Origin of the sequence: Arthrobacter sp. cf158, assembly GCF_900106835.1 — a bacterium.
In the GTDB taxonomy this organism is placed as follows: domain Bacteria; phylum Actinomycetota; class Actinomycetes; order Actinomycetales; family Micrococcaceae; genus Arthrobacter.
Genome location: NZ_FNNR01000002.1, coordinates 411466 through 429876 on the forward strand (window position 1 = coordinate 411466; position 18411 = coordinate 429876).

General features: G+C 61.7%; 17 protein-coding genes. 10 read left to right on the forward strand and 7 right to left on the reverse strand.

What is annotated here, in order from left to right; translation table 11 throughout:
• Positions 1–280: 280 nt before the first annotated feature.
• From BLW08_RS04950 to BLW08_RS04960, 3 genes are all read right to left on the reverse strand, one after another.
• The gene (locus BLW08_RS04950) at positions 281–895 is read right to left on the reverse strand and encodes a PadR family transcriptional regulator (RefSeq protein WP_091323682.1); all 615 of its coding nucleotides are present in this window, start codon (positions 893–895) and stop codon (positions 281–283) included.
• Positions 895–1743: a DUF4097 family beta strand repeat-containing protein gene (locus BLW08_RS04955; RefSeq protein WP_091323684.1), complete on the reverse strand. Its 849-nt coding sequence runs from the start codon at positions 1741–1743 to the stop codon at positions 895–897. The genes BLW08_RS04950 and BLW08_RS04955 overlap by 1 nt, the downstream gene beginning before the upstream one ends.
• Positions 1744–1828: 85 nt before the next feature.
• Positions 1829–2872, reverse strand: a complete 1044-nt coding sequence (locus BLW08_RS04960) for a serine hydrolase domain-containing protein (RefSeq protein WP_254779689.1) — start codon at positions 2870–2872, stop codon at positions 1829–1831.
• Here BLW08_RS04960 and BLW08_RS24080 point away from each other — a divergent pair.
• Positions 2859–3143 carry a hypothetical protein gene (locus tag BLW08_RS24080; protein WP_254779691.1) on the forward strand — a complete coding sequence of 95 codons (285 nt, stop codon included), beginning with the start codon at positions 2859–2861 and terminating at the stop codon, positions 3141–3143. The two genes, BLW08_RS04960 and BLW08_RS24080, sit on opposite strands and share 14 nt — an antisense overlap.
• On the opposite strand, the gene BLW08_RS04965 is transcribed toward BLW08_RS24080, so the two are convergent.
• Positions 3121–3768: a GDSL-type esterase/lipase family protein gene (locus BLW08_RS04965; RefSeq protein WP_011775296.1), complete on the reverse strand. Its 648-nt coding sequence runs from the start codon at positions 3766–3768 to the stop codon at positions 3121–3123. The two genes, BLW08_RS24080 and BLW08_RS04965, sit on opposite strands and share 23 nt — an antisense overlap.
• A 90-nt stretch (positions 3769–3858) precedes the next feature.
• The gene (locus BLW08_RS04970; protein ID WP_091323687.1) at positions 3859–7662 is read right to left on the reverse strand and encodes a multifunctional oxoglutarate decarboxylase/oxoglutarate dehydrogenase thiamine pyrophosphate-binding subunit/dihydrolipoyllysine-residue succinyltransferase subunit; all 3804 of its coding nucleotides are present in this window, start codon (positions 7660–7662) and stop codon (positions 3859–3861) included.
• Positions 7663–8146: 484 nt separating this feature from the next.
• Between BLW08_RS04970 and BLW08_RS04975 the strand changes: the two genes are divergently transcribed.
• The 5 genes from BLW08_RS04975 (at position 8147) to BLW08_RS04995 (ending at position 13540) form a co-directional block, all read left to right on the forward strand.
• Entirely contained in the window at positions 8147–9499 is a 1353-nt protein-coding gene (locus BLW08_RS04975) for a hemolysin family protein (protein WP_091323689.1), read from the forward strand.
• The gene (locus BLW08_RS04980) at positions 9496–10566 is read left to right on the forward strand and encodes a hemolysin family protein (RefSeq protein WP_091323691.1); all 1071 of its coding nucleotides are present in this window, start codon (positions 9496–9498) and stop codon (positions 10564–10566) included. The genes BLW08_RS04975 and BLW08_RS04980 overlap by 4 nt, the downstream gene beginning before the upstream one ends.
• 147 nt (positions 10567–10713) lie before the next feature.
• A complete protein-coding gene (locus BLW08_RS04985) occupies positions 10714–11682 on the forward strand; it encodes a metal ABC transporter solute-binding protein, Zn/Mn family (RefSeq protein WP_175538594.1) in 969 nt (322 codons plus the stop codon).
• A 151-nt stretch (positions 11683–11833) separates the two neighbouring features.
• Complete coding sequence (locus BLW08_RS04990; protein ID WP_254779692.1) at positions 11834–12649, forward strand: metal ABC transporter ATP-binding protein; 816 nt, start codon at positions 11834–11836, stop codon at positions 12647–12649.
• Positions 12650–13540 (forward strand): metal ABC transporter permease, encoded by an 891-nt coding sequence (locus tag BLW08_RS04995; RefSeq protein WP_090818503.1) that lies wholly within the window; start codon positions 12650–12652, stop codon positions 13538–13540. It begins immediately after the preceding gene.
• On the opposite strand, the gene BLW08_RS05000 is transcribed toward BLW08_RS04995, so the two are convergent.
• The gene (locus BLW08_RS05000; protein WP_090819158.1) at positions 13537–14004 is read right to left on the reverse strand and encodes a Fur family transcriptional regulator; all 468 of its coding nucleotides are present in this window, start codon (positions 14002–14004) and stop codon (positions 13537–13539) included. The two genes, BLW08_RS04995 and BLW08_RS05000, sit on opposite strands and share 4 nt — an antisense overlap.
• Positions 14005–14098: 94 nt before the next feature.
• Between BLW08_RS05000 and BLW08_RS05005 the strand changes: the two genes are divergently transcribed.
• The gene (locus BLW08_RS05005; protein ID WP_091323695.1) at positions 14099–14752 is read left to right on the forward strand and encodes an MBL fold metallo-hydrolase; all 654 of its coding nucleotides are present in this window, start codon (positions 14099–14101) and stop codon (positions 14750–14752) included.
• On the opposite strand, the gene BLW08_RS05010 is transcribed toward BLW08_RS05005, so the two are convergent.
• The gene (locus tag BLW08_RS05010; protein WP_090818510.1) at positions 14749–15831 is read right to left on the reverse strand and encodes an L-cysteine desulfhydrase Cds1; all 1083 of its coding nucleotides are present in this window, start codon (positions 15829–15831) and stop codon (positions 14749–14751) included. The two genes, BLW08_RS05005 and BLW08_RS05010, sit on opposite strands and share 4 nt — an antisense overlap.
• A gap of 70 nt (positions 15832–15901) precedes the next feature.
• Here BLW08_RS05010 and BLW08_RS05015 point away from each other — a divergent pair, with 70 nt between their 5' ends.
• The 3 genes from BLW08_RS05015 to BLW08_RS05025 are packed head-to-tail and all read left to right on the forward strand — an operon-like array spanning position 15902 to position 18395.
• The gene (locus tag BLW08_RS05015; RefSeq protein ID WP_091323696.1) at positions 15902–16819 is read left to right on the forward strand and encodes a sulfurtransferase; all 918 of its coding nucleotides are present in this window, start codon (positions 15902–15904) and stop codon (positions 16817–16819) included.
• Complete coding sequence (locus BLW08_RS05020) at positions 16816–17970, forward strand: NAD(P)-dependent alcohol dehydrogenase (RefSeq protein ID WP_091323698.1); 1155 nt, start codon at positions 16816–16818, stop codon at positions 17968–17970. Before BLW08_RS05015 ends, BLW08_RS05020 begins: the two co-directional genes overlap by 4 nt.
• The gene (locus BLW08_RS05025; protein ID WP_091323699.1) at positions 17967–18395 is read left to right on the forward strand and encodes an HIT family protein; all 429 of its coding nucleotides are present in this window, start codon (positions 17967–17969) and stop codon (positions 18393–18395) included. Before BLW08_RS05020 ends, BLW08_RS05025 begins: the two co-directional genes overlap by 4 nt.
• The last annotated feature ends 16 nt before the right edge of the window (positions 18396–18411 follow it).

Genomic DNA, 18411 nt, shown 5'->3' on the forward strand with positions numbered 1-18411 from the left:
CCGGCCTTGCCACAAGATCAACGCCAAGGGCCCCGGAAACCGCATGGTTTCCGGGGCCCTCGCTCTTAAGCCTTTGACGCTAAGCCGCTGGCTTAGGTGTTGGGACGCTTGCCGTGGTTCGCGCCGCCGCGCTTACGGTCACGACGCTTACGTGCACGCTTGCTCATAGCTGGCCTCCTTCAATGATTGATACTCAATAGAGCTGCCCTCCAGTTTCGCACATCAGGGCGCTGCGTCGCGAACCGGGCGACGTGTTGATGCCACAGTGGCCGGCGGCCCGTCAGTTTCCCAGGGAGTTCCTGATGGAGATGCGGGCCTGGTCAAGCACAGCGCGAACAGTTTCAAGGGCTACCGGGGTCAACGGATGAGACGCGCCGTGTTGGCGTAGTTCCACCCGGATGTCATCCCTGAAGGACTGAACCATCAGCTCCGCCTCCTTGAGGATGCGCTGGCCTTCGGGAGTGTAGCCCGCAGTCCGGCTCCTGAACGTTGCCGTGGTTGCGCTGGTGCGTGCGGCTTCAGCAGTCGCTGCCAGATCTGCGCGGAGGCCCCGCATGTTGGTCTGGATGTCTTCCCGGAGGGTGTCAGCCAGCCGCCTGACGGAGGCCGATATGGTGTCCTCGACGTCCGCCAGTTCCTGGCGGCGGCCGTCAAGTTCAGATCGGCCAGCTTCCGTGATGAAGTACTTGGTACGGCGCCCGTCTGTCTCGGTGGCAACAAGACCTTCTTCCTCCAACTTTGCCAAGCGGGGGTAGATGGTTCCGGCGCTGGGCGAATACGTTCCGCCAAAGCGGTCGCCCAGTGCCTTGATCACTTCATAACCGTGTTTGGGACCCGTCTCGAGCAGTGCAAGCAGGTAGAGCCGCAGAGCGCCGTGCGCGAAGACCGGAGGCATCAGAGACCCGCTTCCCCGGGGACCGGGTGACCGTTATCCGGTGCCGGCGCTGAGCCGTGAATGATATAGGTCTTGCCGGAAACGGTGTTGGTCCGCACCAGCATCAGCCGCTCGTCCGGGCCGACAATGGTGTGGACGTTGCTGCCCGGCTGGGCGTACATCTGGTCGTCGATCACCACGATTCCGCTGGCTGACTTTGCCACGATATCCAGGCCCACATCATGCGGCAGCCGGATGGTCAGGTCCCCCGACACGGAGTTGGCCCCGAGGTCGTTGGTGTAGTCCTGGAGATCGAAGCTGAGGTCGCCGCTCACCGTGCTGGCCCGGACGTTCTTGAACGTGCCTGAGGCGGTAACTTCACCCGAGACGCTCTTGGCGGTCAGGACGCCGTCGTGTTTCCTGACGATCACTTCACCACTGACGGTGTTGACATGCAATTCGCCACTTGTGCCGTCTGCCATAACGGAACCGGAAACGGTGTTCAGCCGCGAGCGGCCGCTGATGCCCGAGACCATGCCGTCGCCGCTCACCGTCCCCGCTTCGACGTCGACGCCGGGTGGCAGCGCGATGCCGACCACCACTGAGTTGGTGCTGGTGTTGTTGACAGTTCCCATCAGGTTGCGGAACCAGCCTTGCGGCCCCTGCAGTTGGTGGCGTACTTCCAGGCGTCCATCCACCAGCGTGACAGTGAGTGGGTCACCGGTGATCTCGCTGATTTCGATGCGAACGAAGGGCTCGTCGTGGGTCATGACGTCAAAGCGGCCTTTGACGATTCCCAGCTTCAGGGAGCGGACGTCGTCCACATCAATGGTTTGCGGACCCGTCACGGTCCATAGTTCGTCTGACATGATCCCTCCAAGTTGCGATATATCGCGTTGATGTGAACACGATATATCGCGAATTGCAGGGGCGCAATAGCCTAGCGGGTGGGAGTCAGGATGACGGGCGGTAGACCTTATCGATGAGGGAGCGGGCGATGGTCACGGCCGGGTCCTTCCCATCGGCGGTCGGTGCCAGGTTGGTCCACACCACGAGGGTTACGCCATTGATCGGATCGCTGCCCATGAAGGTGTTGAAGCCCGGGAGTTCCCCAGTGTGGCCGTACAGGTTGCCGAACTTTGCAATCCCCAACCCATACGAAGCGCCGGTTGGGTTATTCGGATTGGTCGGGGTGACGCTGTCGAGCCGTTGTTGCTGAAGTTCCGGTTTCAAGAGCTTTCCGTTAACAAGGCCTTCGCCCAGCGTCTTCAGGTCCGCTGCCGTGGAAATCCCGGAACCGGCAGCCCAAGCCCATGACGGGTTGACATCAGTGACGTCGTTGGGTGCGAGGGTTCCCGCCGTTGCTTCCTTCTGCATGTCCTCCGGAAGGGCGGGATTGGTCATGGTGAGGACGTTGTCACCGAAGAAGTAGCCCTGGGGGTGCGGCTCTGGAATGCCGTTGGACGAAATGTCGGGAAAAACCGTTCCCTTCAAGCCGAGGGGCTCAAGGATGCGCTCCTTGAAAAGGTCACCGAGCGGCTTCCCTCCGACTTTCTCCGCGATCAGGCCAAGAAGGACCGTGTTGGTGTTGGAGTAATGGAACCCTTGGCCGGGCGCGAAGTACGGTTGATGGGCAAACGCCAGGGCGATGAGCTCCTCCGGCTGCCAGACTCTCTGAGGCTCTTTGTCCATGGCTGTATTGAGCTCAAGGGTCTCCGTGTAGTTGAACAGACCGCTTCGCATGGTCAGCATCTGTTCCAGGGTGATTGCACCCCCATTGGGAACGTCGGGGCGATACTTGGACACCGGATCATCCAGTGCGAGCTTGCCCTCCTGAACCAACTGCAGGATGACAGTGGTGGTCCAGGTCTTCGTGACGGAACCTACCCGGATATGGTCCTCCGCGGTTACCGGCCGGTCGGAGCCCCGGACGCCTGTGCCGTACGAAGCACTAAGCGTTCCCTCGGGCGTCTCAAGCAGCACAATGGCTCCGGGCACCAGGACTTCCTTCGCTGCCCGTTCGAACTCCGCGCGTAAGCTCGCGGCATCGAACGGCTGCAAAGCTGCAGGGGCAGCTGTAGCCGAGGTGGTGGATGCGGGTGCTGCGGAAGATGAAGATGCGGGTGCCGTGGAAGAGATGGCAGTGGAGGGAGGACCGGAACTGCAGGAAACTGTGGCTGCGACGGCGGCCACGATGGCCGCTGTGACTGTTGTTCTGACAGAAACCTGCCTGCTCCGCATCATGGCTACTCCGGTTGAGCGATATTAAGCCATTGGAACCAGCCGCGGTGCAGGACGAGCCACGCAATCAATCCGTAGCCCGCCTGGCCCGGTGTGCCCCCATTGGCTGCGAGGTCCGTCCTCCACTGCTCATGATTGAGCAAGGGAGAGAACGTGTCAACGTAATGATGATTTCGCCTGGTGGTGACGTCGGCAAAGGCGGTGTTCAGCTCGGCCAGCCGCTTGTTCCGTGCAGGATCCAGTGTGGGCGGCGGACCGACAACGAAAACCTCCACGCTGCTGTGCGATGCACCGTCAAGGATGTTGGCCAGATTCAGCCGGCTGCGCGCCGTGGACAGACCAAATTCCAGGTCCCGGCCTGAAAGGCCGATCACCAAACGATTCTCGTGGGTATCACTGAACCTCCGGCCGGCTTCATCCTGCCAACGGGCAGCGAGGCCCTCCGTGCCTTCCATGGGGCAGGGGAGCGGGAAACTTTCCACCACGACGGAGTCCTGGGGCGTACGGGCCAGCACTCTTCCGAGCCAACCCAATGCGCGGGGATCCCCCAGGCCCGCGAGCAGTTCATCTCCTACAGCTGCGATGCGCAGCTTCCTGTCTTCCACGGTTACCTCTTCACACTCGTTACGGTCCTTGCACGGTTTCCGGATCATCGGCCGGTTCGGGAACCGGGTACTTGTCCCATTAAACAGAACTGCCCGGCCTGAGGCGCGCTCATCGCTCCTCAGACCGGGCAGTTTCGCTTACTTGCGTTCGAACGCCTGCTTGATCAGGGCATCCTGCTCAGCTGCGTGGCGCTTCATGGAACCGGCAGCGGTGGATGCCGAAGCCGGACGCGACACGAGGCGGAGCTTGCGGTCCAGCTCCGGTGCCAGGTTCAGGCCCATGAACGGCCACGGACCCTGGTTGGCGGGCTCGTCCTGCGCCCAAACGATGTCAGCGTTCGGGTACTTGGCGAGCTCGGCATCAATCTCGGCCTTGGGCAGCGGGTACAACTGCTCCACGCGGATGATCGCGGTGGAGGTATCGCCGGACTTCTGGCGGTTGGACAGGAGGTCGTAGTACAACCGGCCCGAGACCAGGATGACCCTGTCCACGTTGGCAGGCTGTACTTCCGGATCGCCAATGACCGGCCGGAAGCCGCCGTTGGTGAAATCTTCGACGGCGGATGCGGCACCCTTGAGGCGGAGCAACTGCTTGGGAGTGAAGATGATCAACGGCTTGCGCGGACGGCTGTAGGCCTGGCGGCGCAACAAGTGGAAGTGCGAAGCCGCCGTGGTGGGATTCGCCACGATCATGTTGTCCTCGGCGCACATCTGCAGGAAGCGCTCGATGCGTGCCGACGAGTGGTCCGGGCCCTGGCCTTCGTAGCCATGCGGAAGCATGAGCACCAGCGAGGAGCGCTGCCCCCACTTCTGTTCAGCCGAGGAGATGAATTCGTCAATGATGGTCTGCGCGCCGTTGACGAAGTCACCGAACTGGGCTTCCCACAGGACGAGGGCATCCGGACGCTCCACCGAGTAGCCGTATTCGAAGCCCATGGCAGCGTATTCGGACAGCAGGGAGTCGTAAATCCAGAGTTTGGCCTGATCATCGGAGAGATTGCCCAAGGGCAGCCATTCGTTGCCATTGGCGCGGTCGTGGAATACGGCGTGGCGCTGGACGAACGTGCCGCGCCGGGAGTCCTGACCGGCAAGGCGTACGGGTACGCCCTCCATGATCAGCGAACCAAAGGCTGCGATCTCGCCAAAGCCCCAGTCGATGCCACCCTCACGGGACATCTGCTCGCGCTTCTCCAAAAGCTGCTTGAGCTTGGAGTGAACGGTGAAGCCGTCCGGGATTTCCAGGTGGGCCTTGCCGATACGGGCAAGGGTTTCCGCGGAGATCGCCGTGGAGGCAGGGGAGTTGGTCCCGAAGTCGGCCTGCTGGGCGATGGGACGCTCGATGTCCGAGACAGCCGCAGAGTCCGCCGTGATGATCGGGATCGGAGACGTCTGGGCGGCGTGCGTCTCAGCGAAGACACGCTCAAGGCGTTCCTGGTAGTCGCGGAGCAGCTGCTCTGCTTCTTCCTCGGTGATGTCGCCACGGCCGATCAGCGACTCGGTGTACAGCTTGCGGACGGAGCGCTTGGCTTCGATCAGGTTGTACATGAGCGGCTGGGTCATCGAGGGGTCGTCGCCTTCGTTGTGACCGCGACGGCGGTAGCAGACCATGTCGATGACGACGTCCTTGTGGAAACGCTGACGGAACTCGTAGGCCAGCTGCGCAACGCGAACCACGGCCTCCGGGTCGTCGCCGTTCACGTGGAAGACCGGTGCCTGGATCATCTTGGCCACGTCCGTGGAGTACGTGGACGAACGCGATGACGACGGCGCAGTGGTGAAGCCAACCTGGTTGTTGACGATCACGTGGATGGTGCCGCCGGTGCGGTAGCCACGCAATTGCGAGAGGTTGAGGGTTTCAGCCACAACACCCTGGCCGGCGAAGGCCGCGTCACCGTGGACCATGATGGGCAGGACAGGGAAAGATTCACCCTGGTCCAAGCGGTCCTGCTTGGCGCGGACGATGCCCTCAAGGACGGAGTCCACAGCTTCAAGGTGGGACGGATTGGCGGCCAGGTAGACCTTGGTCTGCTTGCCGTTGTCCGACGTGAAGGTTCCTTCGGTACCCAGATGGTACTTGACGTCGCCGGAGCCCTGGACCGAGCGCGGGTCCTGGGTGCCTTCGAATTCACGGAAGACCTGGGCGTAGGTCTTGCCTGCGATGTTGGTCAGCACATTCAGACGGCCACGGTGCGCCATGCCGATGGCAACTTCGTCCAGGCCATCGTCAGCTGCATCCGAGATGACGGCGTCGAGCAGCGGGATCAGCGACTCGCCACCCTCGAGGGAGAAGCGTTTCTGGCCGACGAACTTGGTTTGCAGGAAGGTCTCGAAAGCCTCTGCGGCGTTGAGCTTGGAGACGATGCGCAGCTGCTCTTCGCGGCTGGGCTTGGAGTACGGGTGCTCCAACTGGTCCTGGAACCACTTGCGCTCTGCCGGTTCCTGGATGTGCATGTACTCGATGCCGGTGGTGCGGCAGTAAGCGTCGCGGAGTACTCCGAGGATGTCCCGGAACTTCAGCTGCGGCTTGCCGCCGAAGCCGCCTGTGGGCCACTCGCGGTCAAGGTCCCACAGGGTCAAACCGTAGGTCAGGACGTCGAGGTCAGGGTGCTTGCGCTGCACGTACTCCAGCGGATCGGTGTCGGCCATGAGGTGGCCGCGTACGCGGTAGGAGTGGATGAGCTGCTGGATACGGGCAACCTTGTTGATCTCGTCAGCCGGATCAACCTGGAGGTCAGGGCTCCAGCGCACGGGCTCGTAAGGAATGCGCAGTGCTTCGAAGATTTCGTCGTAGAAGTTCTGCGCGCCGAGGAGCAGCTGGTGGACCAGCTTGAGGAACTCGCCACTGCCGGCACCCTGGATCACACGGTGATCGTAGGTGGAGGTCAGCGTCAGGATTTTGCTGATGGCGTTCTGGGCGATGATCTTCTCGCTGGCACCCTGGAACTCCGCCGGGTAGTCAAGGGCGCCGACGCCGATGATGGCAGCCTGTCCCTTGGAGAGGCGCGGCACCGAATGAACGGTACCGATGCCACCGGGGTTGGTCAGCGAAACCGTAGTGCCTGCGTGGTCGTCAGCCGTCAGCTTGCCGTTGCGGGCGCGCTTGATGAGGTCCTCGTAGGTGTGCCAGAACTCGGCGAAGTCCATGGTCTCGGCCTTCTTGATGTTGGGAACCATCAGGAGGCGGGTGCCATCGGGCTTGGGCATGTCAATGGCAATGCCAAAGTTGACGTGTGCCGGCTGCACGGCGCTCGGCTTGCCATCGATCTCGTCGTAGAAGACGTTCATCGACGGGAACTGGGAAAGCGCGCGAACAACGGCGTAACCGATGAGGTGCGTGAAGGACACCTTGCCACCGCGGGCACGGGCAAGGTTGGAGTTGATGACGACGCGGTTGTCAATGAGCAGCTTGGCGGGAACTGCCCGGACGCTGGTAGCCGTAGGAACTTCCAGGCTGGTGACCATGTTGGTGGCAATGGCCTTGGCCGGTCCCCGGAGGACGGAAACGACGTCTTCCTCCGGTGCCGTTGGAGCTTTGGTGCTCTTGGGCAACTGGGCGGGAATAGGCTGGGCCGTGGTGCCGGCGGCGGGCTTCTTTGCTCCGTCCCGGGCAACCGTGGCAGGTGCTTTCTTCGCCGGGGCGGGGGCCGCGGCAGGGGTAGCGGCCGCGGCAGGGGCTGCTGCAGGAGCGGCCGGCGCCGGTGCCGGTGCCGCTGCAGCCGGAGCTACCACGGGAAGTACTTGGGTAGGGGGGTTGGCAGCTGCTGGAGCTGCAGAGGTTCCGTTGGAAGAAGTGCCGTCAGCGGAAGCAAAGGATTCGAAGAGCGGCCACCACTTGGTGTCCACCGAATTCTTGTCCTGTTGGTACCGCTCGTACAGTTCGTCAACGAGCCACTCGTTTCCGCCAAATTCCTCTGGTAGACGGTGGCTGGGCTGCTCTGGCACTTGAAATACGCCTCTTCCATGAGTGTTGTTTTCCCGCTGGCCAAAGTTGCTTTTCCGCAACGATGGGACAGGGTCCGGGTCCCGCGAACTCAGACCCCTGACAGTCTAGTTAGGATCGTTGGTTAACTGCCAATAGTGGTGACCTAAATCATGTTGCGGCTGACTTAGTGGACCGTCTTGCCTATTAACCTGCGGTAACCCGCGTGCGGGGTCCCCGTCGGGCGGACTGTAGACTGAAAGTCTTATGGACAGTAAATCTAGGTGCCGGCCTGGGAACTGTCGGGGGAGCCAATCTGGCAACTCCGCACAGCGCGCCCGTCGAGCCGGCAATACCCGTTCACATGCCCATCACGCGCCGGCGTTCACAGCCGGTGGCGCCGCAGACCACGCGTCCGCAGCGCCCGACCAGCCTCCGCCAGGGCGAATTTCCCGGCCTTCGGCACCTTCCCCATTGCATGCGCCCGCCCTTGGAGGGATGCGCTAAGTGGAATGGATTCTTCTTTTGGCCGGCTTTGCCCTCATCCTGGGCACCGGCTTCTTCGTAGCAGTTGAGTTTTCCCTGGTTGCCTTGGACCAGTCCAGCGTCCAGCGCGCAGTCGACAATGGCGACCATGCTGCAGCCCCTCTGCTCAAATGCCTGAAGTCGCTCTCCACGCAACTTTCCAGCTGTCAGCTTGGCATTACGTTGACCACGCTGTTGACGGGTTTCGTGATGGAGCCATCCGTCGGCCAGTTGCTGCTGGGGCCCCTTGGTCTTCTGGGTTTGCCGTCGGAGGTGGTGCACTCCGTCGCGTTGATCGTCGCCATGGCTTTCGCAACGCTCCTGTCCATGCTGCTGGGCGAACTGGTTCCCAAGAACATGGCCATTGCCCTGGCATTCCCGCTGGGTAAGCGGCTGGCCCGCCCGCAACTGATGTTTACGGCAGTTTTCAAGCCGGCGATTGTGGTGCTGAATGGTTTTTCCAACAAGGTCCTGAACCTGTTCGGCCTTGAAGCCAAGGAGGAGATCTCGGGCGCGAGGACACCCGCTGAGCTTGCTTCTTTGGTGCGGCGTTCTGCCGAACTTGGAACATTGGATGCAGGGACAGCCAACTTCGTTGCCCGGACCCTGAACTTTTCGGGGCGGACGGCGGCTGATGTCATGACGCCGCGCATTCGCATGGAAACGATCGACGCAGACCAGACGGTGGCTGACATCCTGGATGCCGCCCGGCGAACGGGGTACTCCCGTTTCCCGATCATCGGCGATTCCACGGACGATATCCGTGGGGTGGTCCACGTCAAAAAGGCTGTGGCCGTCCCTGCTGAGCGTCGGGCGAAGCTCCAAGCCGGAGCAATCATGACCGATGTGCTGCAGGTCCCCGAGACAATTCACCTGGACGCCCTCCTGTCTGAACTGCGCGAGGGTAACCTGCAACTCGCCGTCGTTCTTGACGAATATGGCGGCACCGCCGGCATCACCACCCTTGAGGACCTTGTTGAGGAGATCGTCGGCGAAGTATCGGATGAGCATGACAAGGTCCGTCCCGGAGTGCTGCAGAGTGCATCCGGTGACTGGTACTTCCCTGGACTTCTCAGGCCGGACGAAGTGTCCGAGCAGATTCCCAATCTCACTGTCCCTGACGAGTCCGCTTACGAAACGGTGGGCGGCTACGTCATGAGCCAGCTGGGCCGCATTGCCAAAACGGGAGATGTGGTGGAGACGAGTGGGGGCACGCTCACTGTGACCAGGATGGACGGACGAAGAATCGACCGGATTTGCTTCCACCACGTGGAAAGCGATGAGTCGTCCCCTGCCGAGGCCGGGAACCCGCGCAATGAAGAAGGTGCCGCATGAGCGACTGGGCAGGTATTGTCTGGCTGGTTGTCCTCCTGATTGGCAACGCGTTCTTCGTCGGTGCCGAGTTTGCTGTCATGTCTGCACGGCGAAGCCAGATTGAACCGTTGGCCGAAGCCGGCTCCAAGAGTGCGCAGACTACTTTGCGGGCCATGGAAAACGTGTCACTGATGCTCGCATGTGCGCAGTTGGGCATCACTGTCTGCTCCCTCCTGATCCTTCAGGTTGCCGAGCCCGCCATCCACCACCTGTTGGCGGAACCGCTTGAATTGGCAGGCGTGCCGGTGGAGTTGGCAGACGTCATCGCCTTTGCGATCGCGTTGCTGTTCGTCACCTTCCTCCACGTCACGTTTGGCGAGATGGTCCCCAAGAATATTTCGGTGTCCGTGGCGGACAAGGCAGCACTCCTGCTGGCGCCGCCGCTGATGTTCATCGCCCGCGTGGTCAACCCGATCATTTGGTCCCTCAACTGGCTGGCCAACCACATCCTGCGGTTGATGAAAATCGAACCGAAGGATGAGGTGTCTTCCTCGTTCACGCTCGAGGAGGTGCAGTCCATCGTTCAGGAGTCAACCCGACACGGCTTGGTTGACGACGACACAGGATTGTTGAGCGGGGCACTGGAGTTCTCAGAACATACGGCCTCCCACATCATGGTTCCCCTGGACAAGCTGGTGGTATTGAAGACCGCGTCCACGCCTGTGGACCTGGAAAAGGCGGTCAGTCGCACGGGATTCTCCCGTTTCCCGATGGTTGACGACGACGGCGAACTCGCCGGTTACCTGCACGTGAAGGACATCCTGTCCATTCCGGAGGAAGGCAGACGGCACCCTATCGCCGAGGGTCGCATCCGGTCCTTGGCGAATTTGTCTCCGGACGATGAGATCGAGCAAGCGATGTCCGTCATGCAACGAACGGGTTCGCACCTGGCACGCGTGGTGGGAGCGGCCGGTGATACTCAAGGTGTCCTGTTCCTGGAGGATGTCATTGAGCAGTTGGTCGGTGAGATCCGCGATGCCACGCAGGCGACGGGTATCCGCCGCTATGGAGGCCAGCAAGCCCAGTAGTCCGCAGCAACGACGTGGGACAGCCTGGCGCCGACCAATCAGGGTCGGCGCCAGAGCTTTCTAAATAGGAATCATTCCTATTTAGCGCTACACTCGAATGTGTCAGTTATTGTGTTTGATTCTCATTTGAGTAGATCCGAGGTCTTCGTGCGTCGTTCCGCCGCCCGCCTGTCCATCGCCGCTTCCGCTGGTCTTGTCGCGCTCCTGCTTTCCTCTTGTGCCGGAACGGCCGGAGCGGATACCACCTCATCGTCCGGCGCGATTGAGGTGGTCACCTCCACGAACGTCTACGGCGACATTGTGAAGGCCATTGGCGGTGACAAAGTCAACGTGAACGCCATCATCACCAAGACGAGCCAGGACCCCCACTCGTATGAGGCCAGCGCGCAGGACAAGCTGGTGATCTCCAAGGCGAAGCTGGTTGTTGAGAATGGTGGCGGCTACGACGAGTTCCTGCACAAGATCGCTGACGAGACCAAAATCGGCCATGAGAACATGATCAGCGCTGTCGAAATCTCCGGGCTGGCTCCCGAGGAGGAGGCCCACAGCGAAGAAGCCCACAGCGTAGAGGGCCACACGCATAACCACGGCGAGTTCAATGAGCACGTCTGGTACAGCCTGGACACCATGGGCAAGCTCGCAGATGCCGTTGCCAGCAAGCTCGGCAGCCTGGACTCAGCGTCGGCTTCAACTTTCAGCGGCAACGCGGAGGCCTTCAAGGCAAAGCTCTCTGAACTCACCGGAAAGCTGAACGCGGTGAAGGCTACGAGCGATCACGAACCCGTTGCCATCACGGAGCCAGTACCCCTGTACCTCCTGGAAGCGGCAGGCCTGGAGAATAAGACCCCCGAGGCGTACAGTGCCGCGGTTGAAGAGGGAACTGATGTTCCTGCTGCCGTGCTCAAGGAAACTACTGACCTCCTCAACGCCAAGTCGGTGCGGTTCCTTGCCTACAACGAACAGACCGAGGGACCCCAGACCGAGGCCGTCAAGCGTGCCGCAGAAGCCGCTGGCGTGCCGGTACTGAACTTCACGGAGACCCTGCCCGATGGCAAGGACTACGTCCAATGGATGACGGACAACGTGGAGTCCATTTCCTCGGCGCTCAAGAAGTAGCGCTCCGAACACCCCCAGTGCAGTGAAGGGCCCTGTCAGCGTCCTAAGATATTGAGGATGGCTGCGGGCCCTTTTGCCTGCCACCAGAACAGGCGCCAACACCAGCGCCACAACATTGCGTTCCCTGTGGCGCATGGATCGAGGACAAGTTTTGACACCGGTAGTGAGCCTCCGCGGAGCCAGCCTGCAGTTCGGCAAGAGGACACTCTGGCGGGATCTGGACCTCGACATCAATCCGGGGGAGTTCTTTGCGGTTCTGGGCCCCAATGGCAGCGGAAAAACCAGTTTTCTGAAAGTACTTTTGGGATTGCAGGAACTGCACTCCGGGACGGTGTCCTTGGGTGGACACCCTGTGGAACGTGGAAGCAAACGGATCGGTTACATCCCTCAGCAGAAGTCCTTTGCCCCGGATACGCCGTTGCGGGCACGGGACCTGGTGGGCTTGGGCATTGACGGGCACCGCTGGGGTATGCGGCTGTCATCACGCAAGGTCAACCAGCGGATCGACGAGTTGCTTGAGCAGGTTGGTGCCTCCGACTACGCAAGGGTGCCTGTGGGGCAGTTGTCCGGCGGTGAGCAGCAACGGCTCAGGGTGGCCCAGGCCCTTGCCACGGAACCGCAGGTCCTGTTGTGCGACGAGCCGCTGTTGTCGTTGGATCTGCATCATCAGCAGGGCGTCAGCTCGTTGATCAACAAGCAGTGCCACGAACGGAACAGTGCAGTTGTCTTCGTAACCCACGAGATCAACCCTGTGATCGACTACGTCGACCGCGTGCTCTATTTGGCCGGTGGCCAATTTCGGGTAGGAACCCCGCAAGAGGTCATGACCACGGAGGTGCTGTCCGAGCTTTACGACAGCCACGTGGAAGTCATCCATACCAACGGAAGGATCGTCGTCGTCGGTCTTCCCGACGCAACCACGCACTTCCACGACGATGCCCATGCCACCGCCGGGGAGGAGCTCTAAATGGATCTCGACACGATTTTTCAGACCATTTTTAACTTCGAGAACTATGGCGAGCTGCTGGTCCTGGTCCAGAACTCCATCTGGGCCGGTGCCGTCTTGGGGCTACTGGGAGGCTTGGTAGGCACTTTTGTCATGAAGCGGGACCTTGCTTTCGCGGTCCACGGAATCTCCGAGCTGTCATTTGCCGGTGCGGCCTTTGCTTTGCTGATCGGCGCAGACATCATTTTCGGTTCTTTGATCGGCTCAGTGGCTGCGGCAGTGCTGCTCGGCTTCATGGGCGTGAGGGCGCGGGACAAGAACTCGATCATTGGCGTCATCATGCCGTTCGGCCTGGGCTTGGGCATCTTGTTCCTGGCCCTGTATGAGGGCCGCGCAGCCAACAAATTCGGTCTGCTGACCGGTCAGATCGTTTCCGTGGACACGGTCCAACTGCAGGTTCTCGCTGCGACAGCCGTGGTGGTGATGCTGGCACTGGTGGCCATCTGGCGACCGTTGAGTTTTGCCAGCGTGGACCCGGAAATGGCGGAAGCCCGGGGCGTACCGGTCAGGGGACTTGCGATCGGCTTCATGGTGCTGTTGGGCGTCAGCGTGGCGTTGTCCATCCAGATTGTTGGTGCTCTGCTCGTGCTGGCTTTGCTGATTACCCCTGCTGCCGCCGCGCTGCGCGTGACTACCTCGCCGAGGTTGGTGGTGTTGCTGAGCGTGGCCTTCGCAATGACGGCCACGGTAGGTGGCATTCTGCTGGCACTTGGAAGCCGCATTCCCATCAGCCCATACGTCACCACATTGTCTTTCTTGATTTACGTGGTGTGCCGGATTGTTGGAAGGGTTCGAGCCAGCCGTGGCCTCAACGGCAGGGTATCGCGGGAGCAGCCTGCAGGCGCCCTCTAGAGTATTCCGGCCGCTTTTTTCGCCGTGCACTCCGGGCAGAGGCCGAAGATTTCCACGGTGTGGGCCACCTCGGTGAAACCATGTTCAGTGGCCGTCCGCGCAGCCCAGGTTTCGACGGCGGGCGCCTCCACCTCGACGGCCTTGCCGCAGTTACGGCACAGCAAATGGTGGTGGTGTCCGGTGACTGCGCAGCGCCGGTAGACGGCTTCGCCTTCGCCGTTTCGAAGGACGTCAATGAGACCGTCATCTGCCAAAGACTGGAGGATGCGGTACGCGGTGGCCAACGATACGGAAATTCCCTTGTTCTGCAGCAGCCGGTACAGCTCCTGTGTGCTGACGAAGTCATCCAATTCGTCCAGCGCGGCGCTGACAGCCAAGCGTTGCTTGGTGACACGCTGCTCCTTGACGCCGCTGGAGGCCGGCGCCGCGGGGCCGGTCGTGGCGGAATTGGTGCCGTGTGGCATTGAAAGACTCACTTCCGTGGGGATGCTGGCAAACCCCAATTTTACCAGCAGGGGAAGCTTGGAAACTGTCAGCGGCCGCCCATAGGCTGTCCCCATGAAGCTCACCAAGTACACCCATGCCTGTGTCCGGTTGGAGAAGGACGGAAACGTTCTGGTCATTGATCCCGGAACGTTTTCCGAGTCAGAGGAAGCATTGAGCGGGGCCGATGCCGTACTTGTCACCCACGAGCACAATGACCACATTGACCGTCAGGCTGTGCTGGCCGCCATGCGCAGCAATGCCTCCTTGGTGGTCCATGCCCCCGCCGGTGTTGCCGCGGCATTGAAGGAAGATGACGATGTTGCCGAGCGGGTGCACACCGTTGAGCCCGGTTCTGACTTCGAAACCGCCGGATTCAGCGTGCGCACCTTCGGCGGCCAGCATGCTGTCATCCATCCGCAAATCCCGGTGGTGGCAAACATTGGTTACCTGGTGGATGGGAACGTGTTCCACCCCGGGGATTCCTTTGTGGTCCCTGACGGGATCGATGTCAAAACGCTCCTGCTCCCGATCCATGCGCCGTGGTCCAAGGTAGGCGAAGTACTGGACTTCGTTATTTCGGTGCGTGCGCCCAGGGCGTTCCCGGTCCACGACGGCCTGCTCAATGAGCTGGGACGCGGGGTGGTTGAGGGCCACGTGACGCGGATCGGAGCCCGGTACGGTACAAGCTATGAACGGCTTGTTCCCCGTGACTCAGTGGAGGTCTAGCCCGACCAAGCGCCGGTCTCGTGGAATCGGTCCAGAGCGTCCTCATGGGGCGCGGGGTCCAGCCCGTGCGCTGCCAGCCACCCGGCGTCGTTGTAGCTGCCCGCATAGCGGTCGCCGCCGTCGCACATCAACGACACAATGCTGCCCTTGCGTCCTTCGGCGACCATGCCGGCCACCAACTGCCACACGCCCCAGAGATTGGTGCCCGTGGACGGGCCGGCGTGCAGGCCGGTGAGTTTGCGGAGGTGGCGCATGGCAGCGATGGATGCGGCGTCTGGCACCTGGATCATGTGGTCGATGACCGCCGGTACGAAACTGGGCTCCGAACGGGGCCGGCCAATACCTTCGATGCGCGACGGCGAACCGGTGGCAGCAGCCGCGTCGCCGTCCCGCCACGCCGGGTAGAAGGCGGAATTTTCGGGGTCCACCACGGCCAGTCGCGTGTTGTAGCGGTTGTAGCGAAGGTAGCGGCCGATGGTGGCGCTGGTCCCGCCCGTACCCGCTCCCACAACGATCCATTCCGGAACCGGGTGTTCTTCCAAGGAAAGTTGTTCGAAGATGGATTCCGCGATGTTGTTGTTTCCGCGCCAGTCCGTGGCCCGTTCGGCATAGGTGAACTGGTCCATGTAGTAGCCGCCCGACGTCTTTGCGGTTTCCTCGGCCACGGCATAGACCTCCGAAGCATGGTCCACCAACAGGCATGCACCGCCAAAGTCTTCGATCAGGGCGATCTTCTCGGGGCTGGTGGTCTTGGTCATCACCGCGATGAAGGGCAATCCGATGAGCCGGGCAAAGTAGGCCTCGGAGACTGCGGTGCTGCCGCTGGAAGCTTCCACAATGGTGGTGCCCTCCGTGATCCAGCCGTTGACCAGGCCATAGAGGAACAAGGACCGCGCCAAACGGTGTTTGAGGCTGCCCGATCGATGCGTCGACTCATCTTTGAGGTACAGCTGGACGCCCCAGTGTTCCGGCAGCGGGACAGCGTAAAGGTGCGTGTCCGCCGAGCGGTTGTTCTCGGCTTCGATTTTCCGGATGGCCTCGCTGGCCCATGCCCTGTCCTGAATACACGAATTGCTCACCCGATAAGCCTAGGCTGGAATGCGGGCGCCGGCAGCAACAGGGCCCATTCGCCGGAATGAAGGAGAGCTTATGGCCACGCTGATGAGTGCACCAGAACTGCATGCGCGTCTCAAGACGGGGGACCGCACCGTTTTGTTGGACGTCCGCTGGGTGTTGGGCCGCACTGACGGACAGATCGAATATTTGGCGGGGCACCTTCCCGGTGCGGTGTTTGTGGATCTCCCCACCGAACTTGCCGATCATGCGCAGCCACGACTCGGACGCCACCCCTTGCCATCCGCAGAGCGGTTCCAAGAGGCAGCACGCCGGTGGGGTATTAATGACGGCGACACGGTCGTCGCCTACGACAACAGCGGCAGCATGGCGGCGGCACGTGTGTGGTGGATGCTGCGAAACGCCGGTGTTTCCTCGGTGTACCTGCTGGACGGCGGTCTGGCAGCCTGGCGCGCGAACGGGTATGCGGTGGAGCCCGGGGAGGTGATTTCCGGGGCCGGAAATGTCACTTTGGGCGAGGGCAACATGCCGGCCATCACTGAGCTGGAGGCCGCGCAGTGGCACAGCGATGGGGTGTTGCTGGACGCCCGGGCGGGGGAACGCTACAGAGGCGAAGTAGAGCCCATTGATCCCAGGGCGGGACACATTCCGGGTGCTGTGAGCGCACCGACCACTGGGAACATCAGGGCCGATGGGACCTTCCTGCCGGCAGACCAGCTGCGGCAGCGTTTTAAGGAGATGGGCCTGGATATGTCCACCAGCGTGGCCGTCTATTGCGGTTCCGGGGTGACTGCCAGCCACGAAATCGCCGCACTGGAAATCGCCGGATACACTGCCGCGCTCTTCCCGGGATCGTTCTCGCAGTGGTCCAACAACACCGCGAATCCTGTGGTTGTGGGGAGCGAGCCACTTGGCGAAGGCGCTGGTGGTGCCGACGCTCACGCTGGCCCAAGTGGCACCAGTACCTCTGCCGGGAGTAGCGTCGGAGGATGACTCCCGGACGTCCAGTGCCCCCGCCCCTTGCCAAGCCCATCACCCTTGACCCGAGTGGACCCGGTGCCGAAACCAGGACGCTCGCCGCGGCGTACGGCGCAACCTCGCCTGACAGCGGGTTGGTGCCGCTGACAGTGGCACGCCGGGTCCCCACCGAAGACGACATCGAAATCGCCGTCGAATTCTGCGGACTGTGTCACTCCGATGTACATGCGACGCGTGGTGAATGGCGAGTGCCGCCGTACCCGCTGGTCCCTGGCCACGAAATTGTGGGCCGGGTAACCCGCGTGGGCGTCGGAGTGCAGGACTTTGCCGTTGGAGACCGTGTGGGTGTTGGTTGCATGGTTGACTCCTGCCGCGAATGCGAGAGTTGCCTCGAAGGCCTGGAGCAATACTGCGAGCGGGGCAACATCGGCACCTACGGAGCTGCCGACCCCCGCCACGGCGACGCCATCACCCAGGGCGGCTACTCGACGTCGGTTGTGGTGGACAAGCGCTTCGTGCTGCGCGTTCCAGAATCCCTGGACCCCGCAGCGGCAGCGCCTTTGTTGTGTGCAGGAATCACCACCTACTCGCCGCTGCGGTACTTCGACGTAGAAGAAGGCGACACCGTAGGCGTTGTGGGGCTGGGCGGACTGGGACATATGGCCGTCAAGATCGCCAAGGCCATGGGCGCGGAGGTCACTGTTTTTACTACCTCCGAATCCAAGTTCGACGCCGCCAGGGAGCTGGGTGCAGACCACGTGGTCCTCTCCAAGGATGCCGACGCCATGGAGGCCGCGAATCGGAGCATCGACGTCATTATTGATACCGTCGCCGCCCCGCACGACCTCAACCCTTACTTCCGTACGCTTCGCCTTGATGGTGCGCTCTTCCAGTTGGGCCTTCCCGCCGACGATATGCCGCCGGTCAGCCCCGGGCTGCTCATCCGCCGCCGACTCGCCTACGCGGGTTCGTTGATCGGGGGCATCGAGGAGACCCAGGAAATGCTGGATTTCTGCGCGGCACACGGAGTGGCCAGCGACATCGAAATCGTAGGGGCTGAACAGCTGAACGAGGCATACGACCGCATGGTGGCCGGCGACGTGAAGTACCGTTTTGTGCTGGACACCGCAACACTTCAGGAACCATCGGAAAGGGCAGACGCATGAGCACACTGTTCACCAAGATCATCAATGGGGAGATCCCGGGCCGTTTCGTCTGGAAGGACCAGGACGTAGTGGCTTTCCTGACGATCGCGCCACTCACGCACGGACACACCTTGGTGGTGCCGCGTGAAGAGGTTGACTCGTGGACGCACGCCAGCCCCGAGCTCCTTTCAAAGGTCATGGACGTCGCCCAAAGCATCGGCAAGGTCCAGGAGGAGCTGTTCGACGCCAAACGCGTGGGTGTCCTGATGGAGGGCTTTGAGGTGGAACACCTGCACGTGCATGTGTGGCCGGCATACTCCACTGCGGACTTTGAGGTCCACAACGTGGATCACAATCCTGATCCGGCAGTCATGGATGCCACCGCAGTGAAGCTTCGTGCCGCCCTCCGGACGGCTGGGCATGGAGACGCTGTCCCCGAGGACTGATCCCAAACCAGAGTTA

Coding starts and splice junctions, on each gene's coding strand:
- BLW08_RS04950 (WP_091323682.1), bottom strand. CDS start 895: ATGCCTCCGGTCTTCGCGCACGGCGCTCTGCGGCTCTACCTGCTTGCA.
- BLW08_RS04955 (WP_091323684.1), bottom strand. CDS start 1,743: ATGTCAGACGAACTATGGACCGTGACGGGTCCGCAAACCATTGATGTG.
- BLW08_RS24080 (WP_254779691.1), top strand. CDS start 2,859: ATGGCTCCGGGCACCAGGACTTCCTTCGCTGCCCGTTCGAACTCCGCG.
- BLW08_RS04965 (WP_011775296.1), bottom strand. CDS start 3,768: ATGATCCGGAAACCGTGCAAGGACCGTAACGAGTGTGAAGAGGTAACC.
- BLW08_RS04980 (WP_091323691.1), top strand. CDS start 9,496: ATGAGCGACTGGGCAGGTATTGTCTGGCTGGTTGTCCTCCTGATTGGC.
- BLW08_RS04995 (WP_090818503.1), top strand. CDS start 12,650: ATGGATCTCGACACGATTTTTCAGACCATTTTTAACTTCGAGAACTAT.
- BLW08_RS05000 (WP_090819158.1), bottom strand. CDS start 14,004: ATGCCACACGGCACCAATTCCGCCACGACCGGCCCCGCGGCGCCGGCC.
- BLW08_RS05005 (WP_091323695.1), top strand. CDS start 14,099: ATGAAGCTCACCAAGTACACCCATGCCTGTGTCCGGTTGGAGAAGGAC.
- BLW08_RS05015 (WP_091323696.1), top strand. CDS start 15,902: ATGGCCACGCTGATGAGTGCACCAGAACTGCATGCGCGTCTCAAGACG.
- BLW08_RS05020 (WP_091323698.1), top strand. CDS start 16,816: ATGACTCCCGGACGTCCAGTGCCCCCGCCCCTTGCCAAGCCCATCACC.
- BLW08_RS05025 (WP_091323699.1), top strand. CDS start 17,967: ATGAGCACACTGTTCACCAAGATCATCAATGGGGAGATCCCGGGCCGT.